The sequence below is a fragment of the Macrococcus epidermidis genome, assembly GCF_024205965.1.
GTDB classification, from domain to species: Bacteria; Bacillota; Bacilli; order Staphylococcales; family Staphylococcaceae; genus Macrococcoides; species Macrococcoides epidermidis.
Genome location: NZ_CP073819.1, coordinates 295979 through 313474 on the forward strand (window position 1 = coordinate 295979; position 17496 = coordinate 313474).

The window sequence follows — 17496 nt, forward strand, 5'->3', positions numbered from 1 at the left end:
AATAAATATGAAATACACATACAACTGATACAGTGAATAAGTAATATTAATTCACATTTGAGGAGTAAAGGACATGAAACAAATCTTAAGACTCGTATTAGTAGTTGCATTAATGATTTCAATGATGCCTTATTCAAAAGAAGCGCATGCGGCATCTAATTTATTAATTTCTGAGTATGTAGAAGGTTCTAGCTATAACAAAGCACTTGAAATTTATAACCCAGGCGATACACCAGTCGATTTATCAAATTATAGTCTTGTTACTTTTACGAATGGTGCAAACAGAACAACTGGAACGGTTACAGCTTTAAAGTTATCAGGTACGATCAATGCAAAATCAACATATGTTGTTGCAAATCAAAATGCTGGTGAAGCGGTGTTATCAAAGGCGCAACTTACAACAGGTAGCGCTGTAATGAATTTCAATGGTGATGACACAATCGTTTTATTCCAAAATTATGATGCAGTAACTAAAGATGGCGTTATTCAGGATTCTATCGGACAAATTGGAGTAGATCCAGGAACGGATTTCGGAACAGACGTTTCAACATTAGATATGACGTTAGTACGAACAAACGAATTAATGACAGCTGATACAAATATTGAAGATGCATACAATCCAAATCAACAATTTATTGCATTACCGAAAGATACATTTGATCAACTAGGTCAGTTCGATGGTACAGTTATAGCACCGCCAGCAGAAGTTGCTAAAGATGAGTATCAAGTGAAAGTTTTACGAGTAGTAGATGGAGATACGATTAAAATTTCACCTGCTATTATGGGCGCTGATACTATTCGTTTCGTGAATATGGATACAGCTGAAACATATCATTTAGATGCGTATGACGAAAGTTTAATTACAACAGACTTAAACCATAATCAAAAATATTATGGAGAATTAGCGAAAAAAGCATTGAATGAAAAATTAACTGCGGGTATGGATATTACAGTGAAGGTGAACAAAGATCACATTACGGATGACTACGGACGTGTATTAGGACAAGTTATCCGCACGAGTGACAATGTGAACATTAATTTAGAGATGGTAAGAGAAGGTTTTGCTGCAACTTACTTTATCTGGCCAGTATTAAGTATGGATGACTATAACATGTTTCAATCAGCAGTAAAAGCAGCGCAAGATGCTGGAATTGGTATGTGGAATAGAGAAAATCCTCAAATGGAATTGCCTTTTGCATTCCGTGCACGATATGATGGCAAAGGTTTCTTAAGATATGTTGGTAATTCTGATACGAAAGTATTTTATGATCCGCAAAACTACGATCAGGTACCAGTAGATAAACGTATCTTTTTTACTAAAGAAGAAGCAATTGCACAAGGTTATACACCAGCTTCAGGAAATGGTGAAGGAGAAGTCGTGACTGAACCAGCAAAAGTGATGGATATTCAGACAGCTCGTGAATCAGGTAAAGGTACTAATGCAATTGTAACTGGGACAGTGACACATATTGACGGTTATAACATTTATATTCAGGACAATACTGGTGGCATTGTTGTCCGCAGTAAAACAGTAAAACCTAATATTGGTGATGTCATTGAAGCTACTGGAGAAACAAGTGAATATTTCGGATTATATCAAATCGAATCTGAAAATATTAAAGTAACAGGCTCTTCAAAAGTGACACCTGAAATTAAAGACTTATCTGCTATCGGTGAAACAGAAGAAGCAGAATTAATTACAATTAACGATGTTACAGTAAAATCAGTTAATGAGCATCAGGAATATACAGTAGAAGATGAAAACGGCAAAACGTTTATGATTAAAGTAAAATCAGGATTAGAAGTAGGTAAAACATATCATGCTATTACAGGTGTAGTAACATACAGTTATGATAACTATAAATTACTTCCAGTAGATATTGTAGAAAAAGAAATCGTTAAAGAAGTACCAAAGACTTTATCTGGAATAGCTTTCTTAGATCAAAACCACAATGGTAAATTTGACCGTCCAGATAAATTATTAAAAAATATAAAAGTGTCAATCTACAAAGAAAATGAACTTGTTGAAGAAGTGGTTACTGACAACAATGGTGAATATAAAGCATTATTATTAAACGGTCACTATACATTACGTTTCGAACAACCAAATGGACTTATTGAAACGTTTAATGATAAAGGTAATGACGAAGTAGATTCAGATATTATCAATGGGGAAGTCAAATTAGAGATTAATGAACTTGATAAACAAAATATTTCAGCTGGATACACAAAACCGGTTGGCAAAATGAAGCATAAATAATATTGCTAAAGACAGGGTAATTACCTGTCTTTTTTATTTTTAAAACCTCACACTTAACTTATCCTTTGATATAATAGCACCAATAGGGCATATCGGAGGAATGAATGTGGTAAGAATTGAAAAGAAGAAATTATATGAAGAGATTGCAGATCGCATTATTATGCAAATCAAAGAAGGTGAATTTGAGATCGATGAAAAACTGCCATCGATTCAAAAACTCGCTCAAGATTATGGCGTAGGACAAGCATCTATTAGAGAAGCTTTAAATGCTTTGCGTGTAATGGAACTCGTTGAAATCCGTCATGGTGAAGGAACGTTTGTAAAGCATATTAAACCTAAAGTCTTTTCTAAAGAGATGTCAGTATATACTAAAAAAGATATTATTGATTTATTAGAAGTACGTAAAATTATAGAAGTTGGCGCTGCAGGTCGTGCTGCTGTGAAGCATTCAGAAAAGGATTTACAGAATATTAAAGATGCACTCGAGCAGATGAAACTAGCAGTACATAATAAAGCAATTGGTGAACAAAGTGACTTTGCTTTCCATTTAGCGATTGCTAAAGCTACTAAGAATGAGTTGTTAGCTCAACTATTAGTAGAAGTATCAGATAAAGTGAAGACAACAATGAAAGAGACGCGTAAAATCTGGATTTATACAGAAACGAAATCTATCGAGAAGTTATATAAAGAACATCTTGAGATTTATGAAGCAATCAAACAAAAAGATATAAAACTTTCTGAAGAAAAGATGCTTAAACATTTAGAAGAAGTGGAATATGTACTATTAGAACATTTAGAAACAAAGTAAGAATGGAATTTTGTCACTTGCATTTAGATTATCATTCCAATAAAATAGTACTGTTAGAGATACAGTCATCCGATGACTGAAAATTTTATCAATATTGGGCGATATTGATAACTAGAGGGGTGTTTCATTATGAAAGTAAGTTTATTTAGTACATGTTTAGTAGACGTTTTTGAAAAAAGAGTGGGTATTGCAACTGTAGAATTACTTGAAAAATTAGGTTGTGAAGTGGACTTTCCTGCGGCACAAGTATGTTGTGGGCAACCGGCATATAATTCTGGATATCATGTAGAAACGAAAAAAGCCGCACAAAACATGATCAAAGCTTTTGAAAATTCAGAGTATGTTGTAGCACCGTCTGGTTCATGTATTACAATGTTTAAACATTATCCAGATTTATTTAAAGATGATATGGTGTGGCGTGATCGCGCACAACGTTTGGCGGATAAATCTTATGAAGTAACACAATTTATCGTTAATGTTCTTGGTGTTACGGATGTAGGTGCCAAGTTAGAAGGTAAAGCAACAATGCATCCATCATGCCATAATACACGTTTATTACATAATTCAGAGCCACCGAAGAAGTTATTATCAGCAGTAGAAGGATTAGAGATTGTAGAGCTACCTGAATATTACAATTGTTGTGGATTCGGTGGAACATTTGCTGTTAAGATGAATGATGTTTCAGGTGAAATGGTCGATGAAAAAGTAGATTGTATCGTAAAAAGTGGTGCCGATTATTTAGTTGGCGCAGATGCAAGTTGCTTAATGAATATTGAAGGACGTTTAAAACGTCGAGGTGAAAAAGTTAAGGTTTACCACATCGTAGAAATCCTGAATAATAATACAGAGGCGGTGACTGTATAATGAGTATGAAAATTGGTAATGAAACATTTAAGAAAGCTGTAAAAACAGAACTTAAAGATGATTTTATGCGTGGTGCGGTCTCTAGTGCCCAAGATAGATTGCGTGAACGAAAAATAAAGTCTCAGGAATCACTAGGTAACTGGGAAGAGTGGAGAAGTCACTCTGAAGAGATCCGTCAGCATACATTAGCGAATTTAGATTATTATTTAAATATGCTCGCAGAAAATGTCGCAGCAAAAGGCGGACATGTATTTTTTGCTGAAACTGCAGAAGAAGCAAATGAGTATGTTCAAAAAGTATTAGTAGAAAAAAAGGCGAAAAAAGTAGCAAAGTCAAAATCAATGGTTACAGAAGAGATTGATTTGAATAAGGCGATGGAAGCTGTTGGTTGTGAAGTCATCGAAACAGACTTAGGTGAATATATTTTACAAGTTGATGATCACAATCCACCATCACATATCGTTACACCAGCTTTACACATGAATAAAGATCAGATTCAGAAAGTTTTTACTGAAAAACTAGGTTACACTAAATCAAATAGTCCTGAAGATTTAGCTTTATTTGCACGTAAAAAGCTTCGAGAAGAATTCTTGTCAGCAGATGTTGGTATTACAGGTTGTAATTTCGGTGTTGCTGAAAGTGGATCTTTCACATTAGTAACGAACGAAGGTAATGCACGTATGGTAACAACATTACCAAAAACACAGATTACTGTGATGGGTATGGAACGTATTGTACCAACACACGAAGAATTAGAAGTATTAGTTTCTATGTTAACGCGTGCAGCTGTTGGACAAAATTTAACAAGTTATGTGACAACTTTAACAGGCCCTCGTGCAGATGATGAAATCGATGGACCAGAAGAATTTCATTTAGTTATCGTTGATAATGGACGTTCTAAAATATTAGGTACACAATTCCAATCTATTTTACAATGTATCCGTTGTGCAGCTTGTGTTAACGTGTGTCCTGTATACCGCCAGGTTGGAGGACACTCTTACGGTTCTATCTATCCAGGACCAGTCGGTGCTGTATTGACACCTTTATTGGGTGGTTATAAAGATTATAAAGAACTACCATATGCATCAACACTATGCGGTGCGTGTACGGAAGCATGTCCTGTTAAAATCCCGTTACATGACTTATTGTTAGAACATAGACGTGTCATTGTGGAAGAAGAACACATGTCTCCTGTAGCAGAACGATTAGTCATGAAAGGATTTAGTATGGGAGCATCTCATGCAACTTTATTTAAATATGGCACTAAGATGGCCCCTTCAATGATGGCACCATTTGAAAATAAACAAGAACATATGATAACAAAAGGACCGAAACCATTACATGCCTGGACTGATACACGCGATTTCCCAATGCCGGATGAAGAGAATTTCCGTGACTGGATGCAAAACAGATTGAAAAGAGGTGCGAAATAATGAAAGGAACAATTCAAAATAAAGATTCGTTTATGAGTAACATCTCAAAAAATCTTAATCGTGCAATGCCTGAAAAGGTAGAAATCCCTGAGTGGAAATTTAGACCACAAGATAAAACATTAACAGGACTTTCTCAAGATGAGTTGTTGGATGTTTTAAAGCAGCAATGTGAATTTATCCATACTGATTTAGTTGTGACTAATTCAAATGAAGTAAATAAAACTTTATCAGATATTATTGCGAAATATGGGAATGGTGAAGTAATTGCTACAAATGATAAACGCTACGCAGAATATGGTATTGATTTAGCTGCTCAAGATGCCTTTATCTGGGATGAATCTAAAGGTGCTGAAAATTTACATGTAGCTGAACGTGCGAATGTCGGCATTACAATTAGTGAATCAACATTAGCTGAAAGTGGGACAGTTGTATTATATGCAGATAAAGGGATTGGTAGAAGTGTGAGTCTTTTACCAGCAACTTATATTGCGATTGTACCTAAATCTACTATTGTGCCAAGATTTACACAAGCTGCTCAAGAAATGAATGAAATGATGAAAGACGCAGCTAACTTTCCAACTTGCATTAACTTAATTACTGGACCATCTAACTCAGCGGATATAGAGATGAAACTTGTAGTAGGTGTTCATGGTCCAATTAAAGCAACATATATTGTTTTAGATGATAAATAATATTCCAGCCTGGAGCAAAAGCTCCAGGTTGTTTATTTTGCTATTGCTTTAATAAATATTATGTTTTGTATAGAATAGTGTTAACGTTCATAAAATAAATTTTTATGGAGGCATGAAATGACGATATTTAATAATAAAGTTGCCAATAAGTATGATGCATATTTTGAAACGAAAAAAGGACGATATGTTTGGCAAGTTGAAACAGATTTAATGAATCAATTGATTGATATTGAAAGTGGTATGCGTGTGCTTGAAATTGGTAGTGGTACAGGTATATATAGTATTCCATTTGCACAACAAGGGTGTAATGTAACAGGTATCGATATTTCAGGTGAAATGTTAGCAATTGCACGTCAGAAAGTAATTGAACAGCAATTAAATTTAGATTTTATACATATGGATGCTAATGCGCTTCATTTTTCTGAGAATACTTTTGATCGTATTTATTCGATGGGTGTATTAGATTTTGTAGATGATTTAGAACATGTTTTTGAGCAAGCCTATCGTGTGTTAAAGCCTGGTGGTAAAATCTCTATTGCTGTTGTTAATCGAGATAGTGCTTGGGGGAAACGTTATATGGACCCGCAATATAATAAAGGAAAAGTGTATGCACATGCCCATTTTAAAAATTTAAATGAGCTGATGCGTATTCATCCGGAAGAAATAATAGGCTCAGGAGAGTGTTTATTCGTTCCGCCCGATGCGGAGGAAAGTGAATTTACTTTAGAGAATGAAAGATTGATGAGTGACAATGCAGGTGGATGGATTAATGTCGTGTGGCAGAAGAAAGAAGGATAATTAATGAAAGAAAAAAATATCGATATTCAATTCGATCATATTATACATTATATAAATGGCATTGAAGACTTTCGTTTTCCGGGTAATAAATTAAATATTATCCCAGGAGGAAAACATTTGTCGTTAGGCACTAAAAATAGTTTAAGTAGAATAGATTTATCTTATATCGAATTTATCGACGTATTTGATAAACAATTAATAGAAGCTGCGATGAAAGATGATAAAGAATATTTGAGTTTCGCGAGTACATTAGGAAGAACTAATTATACTGAAGGATTTAAACGACTATGTTTTAGAACGCATGACATTTATGCCCTAAATCATCACTTTAAATCGTTAGGTTTAAAGACATTAGGACCATTAAAGATGGAAAGAGTCACACCTCAAGGTAAACTGATACAATGGGAACTTTTATATATAGATGACGAACGTAATTTTGAGTTACCTTTCTTTATACAATGGGGAGAGTCGGATAAAGAAAGACAGAAAGTATTAGAAAGTGAGATGCAATTGCACCTTCATATCGACACGATTGTTATCGAAACGCATGACTTTGATAGCATTGCAGAAATATTTGTATCGTGGCTTGATTATGAAGTAATAGGTGGGGTTATCAATACATATTTTCTATTAAAAAAAGAAGGATTACCTCATATTAAGTTAGTCCCTGGAAATGAAAACAAAATCAGAAGATTAGAAATGAAAACACAAGATGACAGTCTTAAAGGCGAACATCTTGTGCATGATGCAGTATATGCATTTATTTAACGTAAACATAATTGTAGATGACCATAACGATTAAATAGATATGATAAGAAGTAATAATAATTGTTAAAGCTGCAAGTATTTTTGTAAATGATGTAACGCGTGTAATTAAAAATAATATAGACAAAATAACTGCAAAACCAGCAGAAATGATATGGACACTCAATAAATTAATAGAAGCATCGGTTGATATAGTATATATAAAATATGCGTTGATAACCGTAAGTAACACTAATAATAAATTTTTCAACATATAAAAAACCTCATTTTTTATAGAATAATGTTAAAATAATAAAGTAACATTAACATTAGTTCAATTATAACAATAAAATAATAAAAATTGTTGCGTAACGTATGAAAGGATTCTTATTATGACAGTTTCAAGAATGAATATAAGTAATGAAGTACATGATCATTTCGTAAAAACACATGATAACGGAGATTTATTACAACTAACGGATTGGGCAGCTTCAAAATCTCGTTCAGGTTGGTATGCACGACGTATTGCTGTTGGTCGAGATGGTGAGATTGTCGGGGTAGGACAATTACTGTTCAAGAAAGTACCTAAATTACCATACAAACTTTGCTATATTTCTAGAGGATTTATTGTTGATTACAAAGATAAAGAAGCGGTAGAAGCATTAGTAAAGGATGCAATCAAAGTTGCAAAATCAGAAAAAGCATATGTGATAAAAATCGATCCTTATGTTGAAGTAGAATCAATGGGTAATATGGTACAACAATTAGAAGCATTAGGCTTTATACACCGAGGATTTGGTGATGGCTTAAGTTCAGATTACATTCAGCCTCGAATGACGATGGTGACAGATATTAGTGTTGACGATGAAACTTTGCTTAAATCATTTGAAAGAAACAATCGTTCAAAAGTGAAACGTAGTTTGAAGATGGGAACAGATTGTATTAAAGGTGATAGAACGGATTTAGGTACATTTGCTGAATTGATGAAAGAAACAGGAGCGCGTGATGGCTTTTTAACGCGAGATGTTTCCTATTTTGAAAACATTTATGATGCATTGAATCCAAATGGCGATGCCGAATTATTTTTAGTGAAATTAGTACCAGACAAAGTCCTTCGAAATTTAAACCAGGAACTTACCGATATTGAAGTACAGAAAGAAAAACTCACACAAAAGAAAGATCAGAAGAAAGCACAGAATCAGCTAAATGATTTAAATATTAAACAAGAGAAAATTCAAAAACAAATTGCAGCGTTAGAAACTTTAAAACAAACGCACCCTGAAGGCAAAGTATTATCAGCTGCATTACTAACGTTTGCTGGTAAAAAGTCATACTACTTATATGGCGCTTCGAGCAATGAATTCAGAGATTACTTACCTAACCATAATATGCAATTTAGTATGATGCAATATGCACGTTCAGTTGGCGCTACAAGTTACGATTTCGGTGGAACGAGTAAAGAGCCAGATAAAGACTCAGAGTATTTTGGATTATGGCAATTTAAGAAAGTCTGGGGTACTAGATTGAGTGAAAAAGTTGGAGAATTTGATTATGTATTAAATCAACCGATTTATCATTTAATAGAAGTTGTTAAACCAAAAATGACAGATCTTAAGAAGAAGATTAAAATAAGAACTAAGTAAAAGTTAATATAATAATTGAGGTGACAGCTTTTGAGAATAGCATTTATCGGTGGCGGTAAAATGGTTACAGAGATGGTTAAAGGGTTAAACAGAAGTGGACTTACTAGAACGGATTTAGGTATTTGGATGAGAAATAAAGATAAACTTCAAAGCTTTAATGCAAAACATAATATTACACCACTTACAAAGATGAGTGATATTACACAGTACGATGCAATTATTCTTGGTGTGACACCTAACAATTACCGTGAAGTTACTTCAAAAATGGCAAAACAAATACGCGAACATCATATTCTTATTTCTATCGTCGGTGGATTATCTATTCAGGAGATTGATGATGAATTTGATGAGCACCCAAAAATTATTCGACTTATGCCTAATACACCGGTGGGGGTTAATGCTGGTGTGCTAGCGATGAGTAAAAATGAATTTGTCGAGAAAAAAGAAGCAAAGCAAGTGGAAGAAATAATGAAACGTTTAGGCTATACACATTGGATTGATGAATCTTTAATGCACTTAATGCCTGCTGTGACTGGATCCAGCCCGACGTTTATATATCTTCTCATTGAAGCGATGGCAGACAATGCTGTGAGTGAAGGATTAAATCGTGAGCTTGCATATCAAATGGTTAGTGAGATGATTATTGGTGCAGGAACGATGGTACGTCAAACGAAAGCGCATCCCGGTGTATTAAAAGATCAGGTAACAACACCAGGTGGTTCTACAATTCAAGGTGTAAAAATGTTAGAAGAAAAAGGTTTTAGAGATGCTATCTCAAAAGCGATGGATGCGATTAACGCTTTTAATAAAGGTTAAGAGGCTGACACGAAAGTGTACAGTCTCTTTTTTAGTTAAAGATGCTAAAAATTGATTGTTTTGTATTCATATATAGAAACGGATTTACAAATGTAACGTATAATATAAATAGGCAGTTAAAGACGCTAAATGAAGTTAAAAATATCGCAAGTAATCTGTAGGTAATATTTTTAGAGATGCTTAGATCATTAGAAAAATGATAATGTATGCCTATCAGAAAAGTAACGATACAAAATATTAACCAAAAATATATGGTTAGAAAAATAATGCCACTATGAATAAAGTAACTCAAAAAAAATACAATATGCATGACAATTAGCATCGTCATCATTACTCTTTGCATGGTTTAACCTCCAATCACTTATATTGTAATATATATTGATTGATAAAAATATAAAATAATAAAAATATAAAATAATATAAATATTAAGGAGTTGTTATGATGAAAATAGGATTTATCGGAACAGGTGTTATGGGACGTAGCATGGCAAGTCATTTGGGTGAAACATTATTCGTGCATAACAGAACGAAAGAGAAGGCTGCGTCTTTAATAGAAGCTGGCGCTGTGTGGTGTGAATCACCAAAAGCAGTAGCTGAACATGCTGACATCGTATTCACGATACTTGGTTATCCTGTAGATGTTGAAGAAACTTATCTTGGTGAGAATGGATTAATTACAAACGGTAGAGAGCATCAAATATTTATTGACTGTACTACGAGCAGTCCTGAACTTGCTAAGAAATTGTTTAATGCAGGACAAACAAAAGGAATTGAAGTGCTCGATGCACCGGTTAGTGGAGGCGATATTGGTGCCAAAAATGCCACGCTTTCTATTATGGTAGGTGGTAATGAAACAACGTTTGATCAAGTTTATCCGCTATTAGAACGCATCGGTAAATCTATTGCTTATTTTGGCGCTGCAGGAAGTGGACAGCATACGAAGATGGCGAATCAAATAGCAATCGCTTCTAATATGCTAGGTGTTGCAGAAAGTCTTTATTATGCAAAGTCAACCGGATTAGATGTTGAGCGTGTACTTGAAACAATTTCGAAAGGTGCTGCTGGAAGCTGGTCATTATCTAACCTTGCACCACGTATGTTAGTTGATGACTTCGCACCGGGTTTTTATACACATCACTTTTTAAAAGATATGAAGATTGCTTTAGAAGAAGCAGAGAAAATGAATATTCAATTACCAGGTTTATCTCTTGCATATGAATTATACGATACACTGTCTGATGCGTTGAAGCAGACGACAGGCACACAAATTATCTATAAAAAATATCAGTAAAAGATATAAAAGAAAAGAAAATATTAATATTTAATGAAGTTGTGTGATATTAGGTGCTTTATTTGGATAAATCATGTAAAATTGCCTATTGTTAAGAAGTTATATATGAATGGAGGAAAAGTCTTGATTAAGAAAATAATTGATTTTTCTTTGCATAATAAACTCGCTATCTGGTTGATGACATTAATTATTTTAGCAGCTGGGGTTTATAGTGCAACGAAGATGAAGATGGAAATGTTACCAAGTATGTCAACACCGGTAATATCGATTACAACACCTTATCCAGGTGCTACACCTGAGGATGTTTTAGAAGGTATAACCGATCCGATTGAAAAAAAAGTTAAGAATTTATCAGGTGTAGAAAAAGTAACAAGTCAGTCTCTTGAAAACGCTTCTGCTGTAACGGTGCAATATAAATTTGGTACAGATATGGATGAAGCACAAAATGAACTGGAAAAGCAGATTGATAAAGTTGAGATGCCTGAAGGTGCTATGGATAAACAAGTATCTCAAATGTCGATGTACACTTTCCCGATTATCAGCTATTCAATTTCTAGTGATAAATCAGATATCAAGACTTTAACAGAAAAGATAAAGAAAGATTTAGTACCTGAAATTGAAGGTATTGAAGGTGTAACAAACGTTACATTTTCAGGACAGGAAGTTGAACAGGTTGAACTTCAGTTTGACGACAAAAAGTTAAAAGCGAAAAAGTTAACTGAAGATAGCGTATTACAGTTTATTAAAGGTGCTACAATGGATGCGCCACTTGGATTATATACTTTCGGTAATGATTTAAAGAGCATTATTGTAAATGGTCAGTTTACAAATGTAGAAGCATTAAAATCGCTTAAAATTCCGGTGACAGATAGTAGTGCTACTCAAAGCCAAACAGCCCCAAGTCAGTCGGCACAAATGCCACAAGATCCGGATCCGGCAGCACAGAAGGCTATGATGGAAGCGATGAAAAATGCCAAAGTGCCAACTGTGAAGTTATCAGAAGTAGCAGATATAAAAACAGTGCAAAGCCGTGAATCAATTTCTAAAACAAATGGTAAAGACTCATTAAGCGTGCAGGTTATCAAATCAGACGATGCGAACACTGTAACTTTGGCTAATGAAGTAAAAGAAAAAGTTAAACAATTTAAAAAAGACAATCCTGATATGAGTGCCGTACTTATGATGGATCAGGCAAAACCGATTGAAGATTCAGTTAAGACGATGGCGGAAAAAGCGATTATCGGTGCGATATTTGCGGTTATTATGATTTTGATCTTCCTAAGAAATATTCGTTCAACTTTAATTGCGGTTGTTTCTATTCCGATGTCTATTTTAATGGCGATGCTTATTTTAAAACAGATGGACATTTCACTTAACATTATGACGTTAGGGGCGATGACCGTTGCAATTGGACGTGTTATTGATGACTCGATTGTCGTTATTGAGAATATATTCCGTCGTATGTCGCTTAAAGGTGAGAAGTTAACAGGATTTGCATTAATCAGCAGTGCAACGAAAGAAATGTTCATTCCAATCATGAGTTCAACGATGGTTACAATCGCTGTATTCTTACCATTAGCTTTAGTATCTGGGTCTATTGGTGAAATCTTCAGACCATTTGCATGGACCGTTGTATTTGCATTACTTGCCTCACTTTTAATTGCGATTACTATCGTGCCGATGCTTGCACATACATTCTTTAAGAACGGTATTAAAGGTCATCATGACGATGAAGAGAAGGTTGGAAAGATTGCTGGATTCTATCGCAAGATATTAGACTGGTCATTAAGACATAAAGCGATTGTATCTGCATTAAGTGTGTTATTACTTGTGGGTAGTCTATTCTTAACACCTTATTTAGGTACGTCATTTATTTCTACAGGTGAAGATAAGTTACTGGCATTAACATACAAACCGAAACCAGGTGAAAAAGAAGAAGACGTTGTGAAAAAAGGTGAAGTAGTTCAGAAAATATTAGCTAAAAATGAAAACGTTGTGAATACACAGTTTTCTGTTGGTGGAGAAAATCCATTCAACCCTGTCGCATCTAATGATATGGCAATGATGGTTGAATACAAGAAAGATACACCAAACTGGGAAGATGAAGCGGATAAAGTGTTAGCGAAAATTGCTAAATTAAATCATGAGGGCGATTGGAAAAACCAGGACTTCGCAACAGGTGGTGCAACAAATGCGGTTACAGTAACCGTAAATGGACCATCGACAGAAGCTATTCGACCAGTCGTTGAAAAGTTAGAAAAAGAATTAAAAGATGTAAAATCATTAACAAATGTCAATACGTCACTTTCAGATAGTTACGATGCGTATACTTTAAAAGTAGATCATAATAAATTATCTGAGTTAGGTTTAACAGCTGGACAAGTTGCAATGACATTAAATCAACGTGGCGATGATAAAGTTGTAACGAAAGTTGGCGAAAAAGGACAATCAACGGAAGTAATCTTAACGAAGAAAAAAGAAGATAACTGGACGAAAGAAAAGTTAGAAAATACAAAACTTACATCACCATTAGGTAAATCAGTGAAATTAAGTGATGTTGTAAAGATTGAAGAAACTAAAACTTCTGACACGATTAAACGTGAAGATGGTAATATTTCAGCATCCGTTGAAGGTAAAATCAAAGGTAAAGATGTAAGTAAAGCAACACAAGATGTAACAGAAAAGGTTAATACTTTAAAACACCCTGATAATGTTGATGTTCACGTTGGTGGAACAAGTGAAGATATTGGAGAAAGTTTCTCTCAACTCGGGCTTGCAATGCTTGCAGCAGTAGGTATTGTTTATCTCATCTTAGTATTAACATTTAAAGGTGGACTTGCACCACTTGCAATCTTATTCTCATTACCATTTACAATTATCGGCGTAATATTAGGACTATTAGCTTTCAAAGAAACTTTATCAGTACCATCTATGATTGGTATGTTAATGTTAATTGGTATCGTTGTAACAAATGCTATCGTATTAATTGACCGTGTCATTAACAAAGAAGCAGAAGGTTTACCGACACGTGAAGCAATTTTAGAAGCTGCAACGACTCGTGTACGTCCAATACTTATGACAGCACTTGCTACAGTTGGCGCATTAATGCCGTTATTATTTGGTGGAGATGGTTCGGTATTAATTTCTAAAGCGCTTGCTGTAACGGTAATCGGTGGTTTAGTATCATCCACGTTATTAACATTAATTGTAGTTCCGATTGTATATGAATTATTGATGAAAATGCGTAATAAATTTACGAAAAGTAATACAACAACAGAGCGCGTAACCGTTGTAAATAAAAACTAAAGAATTCATTGACAATTGAAAATTTGAGTACTAATATAAATACCATATTAAAAATTAAATATCTTATCCAGAGAGACTGAGGGAATTGGCCCTATGACGTCTCAGCAGCGGGCTCTTACGAGTACTGTGCTAAATCCAACAAGCTATTATGCTTGATAGATAAGTGACTCATATATTACGTCATTGCTATTAAGCAATGACGTTTTTTTCTTTGGATAAGTAAGTGGAGGGAATAGATTGGCGATACAGTTTATTGATGTCAATAAGACATACAGAAGGAACGGTAAGACGACACAAGCGTTGAAAGATATTTATTTAATGATTCCAACCGGAAAGATATTTGGACTTATTGGTTATAGTGGTGCTGGAAAAAGTACTTTGCTCAGAACAATAAATTTACTCGAGAGACCTACGAGTGGCCAAGTGCTTGTCAATGATGTAGATATTACAACGTTAAACAAACAGAAACTACAAAAAGAACGATTAAACATAGGGATGATTTTCCAGCAGTTTAATTTAATCCAATCTAAGACAGTAGCGGAAAACATCGCATTCAGTTTAAAAGCAGCACATTTCCCTAAGAAACAGTATGATGATCGCATTACTGAATTACTTAATCTTGTAGGACTAACCCATCGCCGTGATAGTTATCCAAGAGAGTTGTCTGGAGGACAAAAGCAACGTGTCGGAATTGCACGTGCGCTTGCCAATGATCCGGAAATATTGTTGTGTGATGAAGCGACGAGTGCGCTAGATCCAGAGACAACAAAAAGTATATTAAACTTGATTCGCGATATTAATCAGAAATTAGGGATTACTGTCGTTGTAATTACGCATGAGATGGATGTCATAAAAGAAATTTGTGATGAAGTGGCCGTAATGGATAATGGAGAAATCGTGGAACATGCAGATGTATTTACTGTGTTTTCTAATCCACAAAGTGATTTAACAAGACACTTTGTAAATGATATCTATCATCTGGAATTACCAGATCAATATACGAAATTAAATGATGAACATAAAGAAATTATTACGGTTAAGTTTATTGGAGATAGTGCAGAAAGTGCCTTTATCAATAATTTATATAAGAAATTTAACTGCGATATCTCGATTATTCAAGGTAGGATTGAATACATACAGAATCAACCGATAGGTATATTAACTTTCGAAGTTACAGGTGATATTCAAGAAAGAATTGCTATAAATGAATACATAAAGAAATCGAACGGAATCGAGAGGGTGGCATAAATGAGCGATAAATTTCAAACACTTCTACCAGAATTATATAAAGCATTTTTAGAAACGATTTTAATGTCTAGTATTGCAATTACACTCTCTGTTCTTATTGGATTGCCACTTGGTATCCTTCTTTATTTAACACGCAATCAATTACTTTTACCGAATGGACCACTTAACTCGATATTAGGATTTATCGTCAATATCATCCGTTCGTTTCCGTTTATCATTTTGATGGTAGCGATACTGCCATTTGCTACCAAGATTGTTGGGCAGTCCCATGGTCCTTATGTTGCAAGTGTCGCTTTAACGCTTGCCGCTGTACCTTTATTTGCTAGACTTATCGAAACATCTTTAAAGGAAGTCGATAAAGGTGTCATTGAAGCATGTGTAGCTACTGGTGCATCACTTAAACAAATTATTATGGACGTGTTAATTCCAGAAAGTATGTCAGGGATTTTTCAGGCAATTACTTTAGCGATTATTAGCATACTAGCTTATAGTGCAACTGCTGGTGTTATCGGTGGCGGAGGTATTGGTGACCTTGCCATTCGATATGGATACTATCGTTATGACAACGTTACGATGATTGTAACAGTCATTATACTCATTATACTTGTACAATTGATTCAAATAACTGGTGACTTTATCAGTAAACGTGTAGATAAAAGATAATAAGTAAAAACGAAAGATTAAAATAAAAAATATAAACGAAAATAATAAAGAACGAAAAAATTAACGCAACGAAAGAAGGAAGAATATGAAGAATATAGTTATTTTTATATTGTCAGGCATCATTGTTATATTGTTATCCGGGATATTATTAGATAAAGGTAATCCGTTTGAGCGTCAAAATGCGGATGTAAAAAGTACGCAAAGTAAAGATAAAGGCAAAGTTAGTATTGGTGCAACGAGTGGACCTTATGCTGATATGGTAAAGAAAGCAATTCAGCCTGGTCTTGAAAAATTAGGCTATACAGTAGCGCTCGTTGAATACTCTGATTACATTCAACCGAATAAATCATTAGCAAAAGGTGATTTAGATGCAAATTTATATCAGCACATTGAATTTATGAAACAGTTCAATGCCCAAAATAAGACGAATCTTGTTGCGACAGGACAAGTTCCAACTGCGCCGATGGGTATTTATTCTGGTAAATATAAATCATTTGATGAAGTACCTAATGGTGCAGAAATTGCAATTCCAAATGATCCAGTCAATGCAGCACGTGCTTTTAAGACATTAAAATTAGCACATCTTATAGATATTAAACCGGGGACAAACGAACTTACTATTTCAGAACGCGATGTCATTAACAACAAGAAAAATTTAAAGTTTGTTGCAGTAGAAGCGGCGCAATTACCACGTAGCAAAGATAGTATAGGATTATCAGCTGTTCCTGGTAACTTTGCATTAGCTTCTAAAATTGATTTAAAATCAGCATTACAGTTAGAGAAGATGGATGAACATTATCGAAATCGTATCGTTGTTAACAAGAAAAATGAAAATAGTCAATTAACAAAAGATATTAATAAAGTAATAACATCTAAAGCCTTTGATAAAGTAATAGATGAATCATTCGTTGGATTTGATAAACCATAGGA

Annotated in this window: 15 protein-coding genes and 1 riboswitch; of the genes, 14 read left to right on the forward strand and 1 reads right to left on the reverse strand. The window is 34.4% G+C overall.

The annotated features are described in order from the left end of the window. Positions 1-73 precede the first annotated feature (73 nt). The 7 genes from KFV12_RS01565 to KFV12_RS01595 all read left to right on the forward strand — a co-directional run bounded on the left by KFV12_RS01565 (position 74) and on the right by KFV12_RS01595 (position 7623). The gene (locus tag KFV12_RS01565; protein ID WP_254257121.1) at positions 74-2260 is read left to right on the forward strand and encodes a thermonuclease family protein; all 2187 of its coding nucleotides are present in this window, start codon (positions 74-76) and stop codon (positions 2258-2260) included. Positions 2261-2366: 106 nt separating this feature from the next. Further along, on the forward strand, positions 2367-3068 hold the full coding sequence (locus KFV12_RS01570) for a FadR/GntR family transcriptional regulator (protein WP_111716849.1): 702 nt from the start codon (positions 2367-2369) through the stop codon (positions 3066-3068). 129 nt (positions 3069-3197) lie between these two features. Then, positions 3198-3932: a (Fe-S)-binding protein gene (locus KFV12_RS01575; protein ID WP_254257122.1), complete on the forward strand. Its 735-nt coding sequence runs from the start codon at positions 3198-3200 to the stop codon at positions 3930-3932. Continuing rightward, positions 3932-5365 (forward strand): LutB/LldF family L-lactate oxidation iron-sulfur protein, encoded by a 1434-nt coding sequence (locus tag KFV12_RS01580; RefSeq protein ID WP_111716845.1) that lies wholly within the window; start codon positions 3932-3934, stop codon positions 5363-5365. Before KFV12_RS01575 ends, KFV12_RS01580 begins: the two co-directional genes overlap by 1 nt. Continuing rightward, positions 5365-6057: a LutC/YkgG family protein gene (locus KFV12_RS01585; RefSeq protein WP_302054726.1), complete on the forward strand. Its 693-nt coding sequence runs from the start codon at positions 5365-5367 to the stop codon at positions 6055-6057. Before KFV12_RS01580 ends, KFV12_RS01585 begins: the two co-directional genes overlap by 1 nt. A gap of 117 nt (positions 6058-6174) precedes the next feature. Continuing rightward, complete coding sequence (locus tag KFV12_RS01590; RefSeq protein ID WP_239242041.1) at positions 6175-6855, forward strand: class I SAM-dependent methyltransferase; 681 nt, start codon at positions 6175-6177, stop codon at positions 6853-6855. Positions 6856-6858: 3 nt separating this feature from the next. Next, positions 6859-7623, forward strand: a complete 765-nt coding sequence (locus KFV12_RS01595) for a VOC family protein (RefSeq protein WP_254257123.1) — start codon at positions 6859-6861, stop codon at positions 7621-7623. Here KFV12_RS01595 and KFV12_RS01600 read toward each other — a convergent pair. Then, positions 7616-7873, reverse strand: coding sequence for a hypothetical protein (locus tag KFV12_RS01600; protein ID WP_239242040.1), 258 nt, complete (start codon positions 7871-7873; stop codon positions 7616-7618). The genes KFV12_RS01595 and KFV12_RS01600 overlap by 8 nt on opposite strands. A gap of 118 nt (positions 7874-7991) precedes the next feature. Between KFV12_RS01600 and KFV12_RS01605 the strand changes: the two genes are divergently transcribed. The 7 genes from KFV12_RS01605 (at position 7992) to KFV12_RS01635 (ending at position 17494) form a co-directional block, all read left to right on the forward strand. Beyond that, positions 7992-9242: a lipid II:glycine glycyltransferase FemX gene (locus KFV12_RS01605; RefSeq protein ID WP_254257124.1), complete on the forward strand. Its 1251-nt coding sequence runs from the start codon at positions 7992-7994 to the stop codon at positions 9240-9242. Between the two features lie 30 nt (positions 9243-9272). Beyond that, positions 9273-10058 carry a pyrroline-5-carboxylate reductase gene (proC, locus tag KFV12_RS01610; RefSeq protein ID WP_111716833.1) on the forward strand — a complete coding sequence of 262 codons (786 nt, stop codon included), beginning with the start codon at positions 9273-9275 and terminating at the stop codon, positions 10056-10058. Between the two features lie 442 nt (positions 10059-10500). Next, a complete protein-coding gene (locus KFV12_RS01615; RefSeq protein ID WP_111716831.1) occupies positions 10501-11349 on the forward strand; it encodes an NAD(P)-dependent oxidoreductase in 849 nt (282 codons plus the stop codon). A gap of 123 nt (positions 11350-11472) precedes the next feature. Continuing rightward, the gene (locus tag KFV12_RS01620; RefSeq protein WP_302054727.1) at positions 11473-14655 is read left to right on the forward strand and encodes an efflux RND transporter permease subunit; all 3183 of its coding nucleotides are present in this window, start codon (positions 11473-11475) and stop codon (positions 14653-14655) included. Positions 14656-14715: 60 nt separating this feature from the next. Further along, positions 14716-14821, forward strand: a riboswitch (SAM riboswitch). A 71-nt stretch (positions 14822-14892) separates the two neighbouring features. Next, positions 14893-15903 carry a methionine ABC transporter ATP-binding protein gene (locus tag KFV12_RS01625; RefSeq protein WP_254257125.1) on the forward strand — a complete coding sequence of 337 codons (1011 nt, stop codon included), beginning with the start codon at positions 14893-14895 and terminating at the stop codon, positions 15901-15903. Beyond that, positions 15904-16566: a methionine ABC transporter permease gene (locus KFV12_RS01630; protein ID WP_111716828.1), complete on the forward strand. Its 663-nt coding sequence runs from the start codon at positions 15904-15906 to the stop codon at positions 16564-16566. An 85-nt stretch (positions 16567-16651) separates the two neighbouring features. Continuing rightward, on the forward strand, positions 16652-17494 hold the full coding sequence (locus tag KFV12_RS01635) for a MetQ/NlpA family ABC transporter substrate-binding protein (RefSeq protein ID WP_254257126.1): 843 nt from the start codon (positions 16652-16654) through the stop codon (positions 17492-17494). The last annotated feature ends 2 nt before the right edge of the window (positions 17495-17496 follow it).

Excerpts from the sequence above, each read along its gene's own strand:
- KFV12_RS01580 (WP_111716845.1), top strand. The coding sequence starts at position 3,932 with ATGAGTATGAAAATTGGTAATGAAACATTTAAGAAAGCTGTAAAAACA.
- KFV12_RS01585 (WP_302054726.1), top strand. The coding sequence starts at position 5,365 with ATGAAAGGAACAATTCAAAATAAAGATTCGTTTATGAGTAACATCTCA.
- KFV12_RS01590 (WP_239242041.1), top strand. The coding sequence starts at position 6,175 with ATGACGATATTTAATAATAAAGTTGCCAATAAGTATGATGCATATTTT.
- KFV12_RS01565 (WP_254257121.1), top strand. The coding sequence starts at position 74 with ATGAAACAAATCTTAAGACTCGTATTAGTAGTTGCATTAATGATTTCA.
- KFV12_RS01575 (WP_254257122.1), top strand. The coding sequence starts at position 3,198 with ATGAAAGTAAGTTTATTTAGTACATGTTTAGTAGACGTTTTTGAAAAA.
- KFV12_RS01605 (WP_254257124.1), top strand. The coding sequence starts at position 7,992 with ATGACAGTTTCAAGAATGAATATAAGTAATGAAGTACATGATCATTTC.
- KFV12_RS01600 (WP_239242040.1), bottom strand. The coding sequence starts at position 7,873 with ATGTTGAAAAATTTATTATTAGTGTTACTTACGGTTATCAACGCATAT.
- KFV12_RS01615 (WP_111716831.1), top strand. The coding sequence starts at position 10,501 with ATGAAAATAGGATTTATCGGAACAGGTGTTATGGGACGTAGCATGGCA.
- KFV12_RS01595 (WP_254257123.1), top strand. The coding sequence starts at position 6,859 with ATGAAAGAAAAAAATATCGATATTCAATTCGATCATATTATACATTAT.
- KFV12_RS01630 (WP_111716828.1), top strand. The coding sequence starts at position 15,904 with ATGAGCGATAAATTTCAAACACTTCTACCAGAATTATATAAAGCATTT.
- KFV12_RS01635 (WP_254257126.1), top strand. The coding sequence starts at position 16,652 with ATGAAGAATATAGTTATTTTTATATTGTCAGGCATCATTGTTATATTG.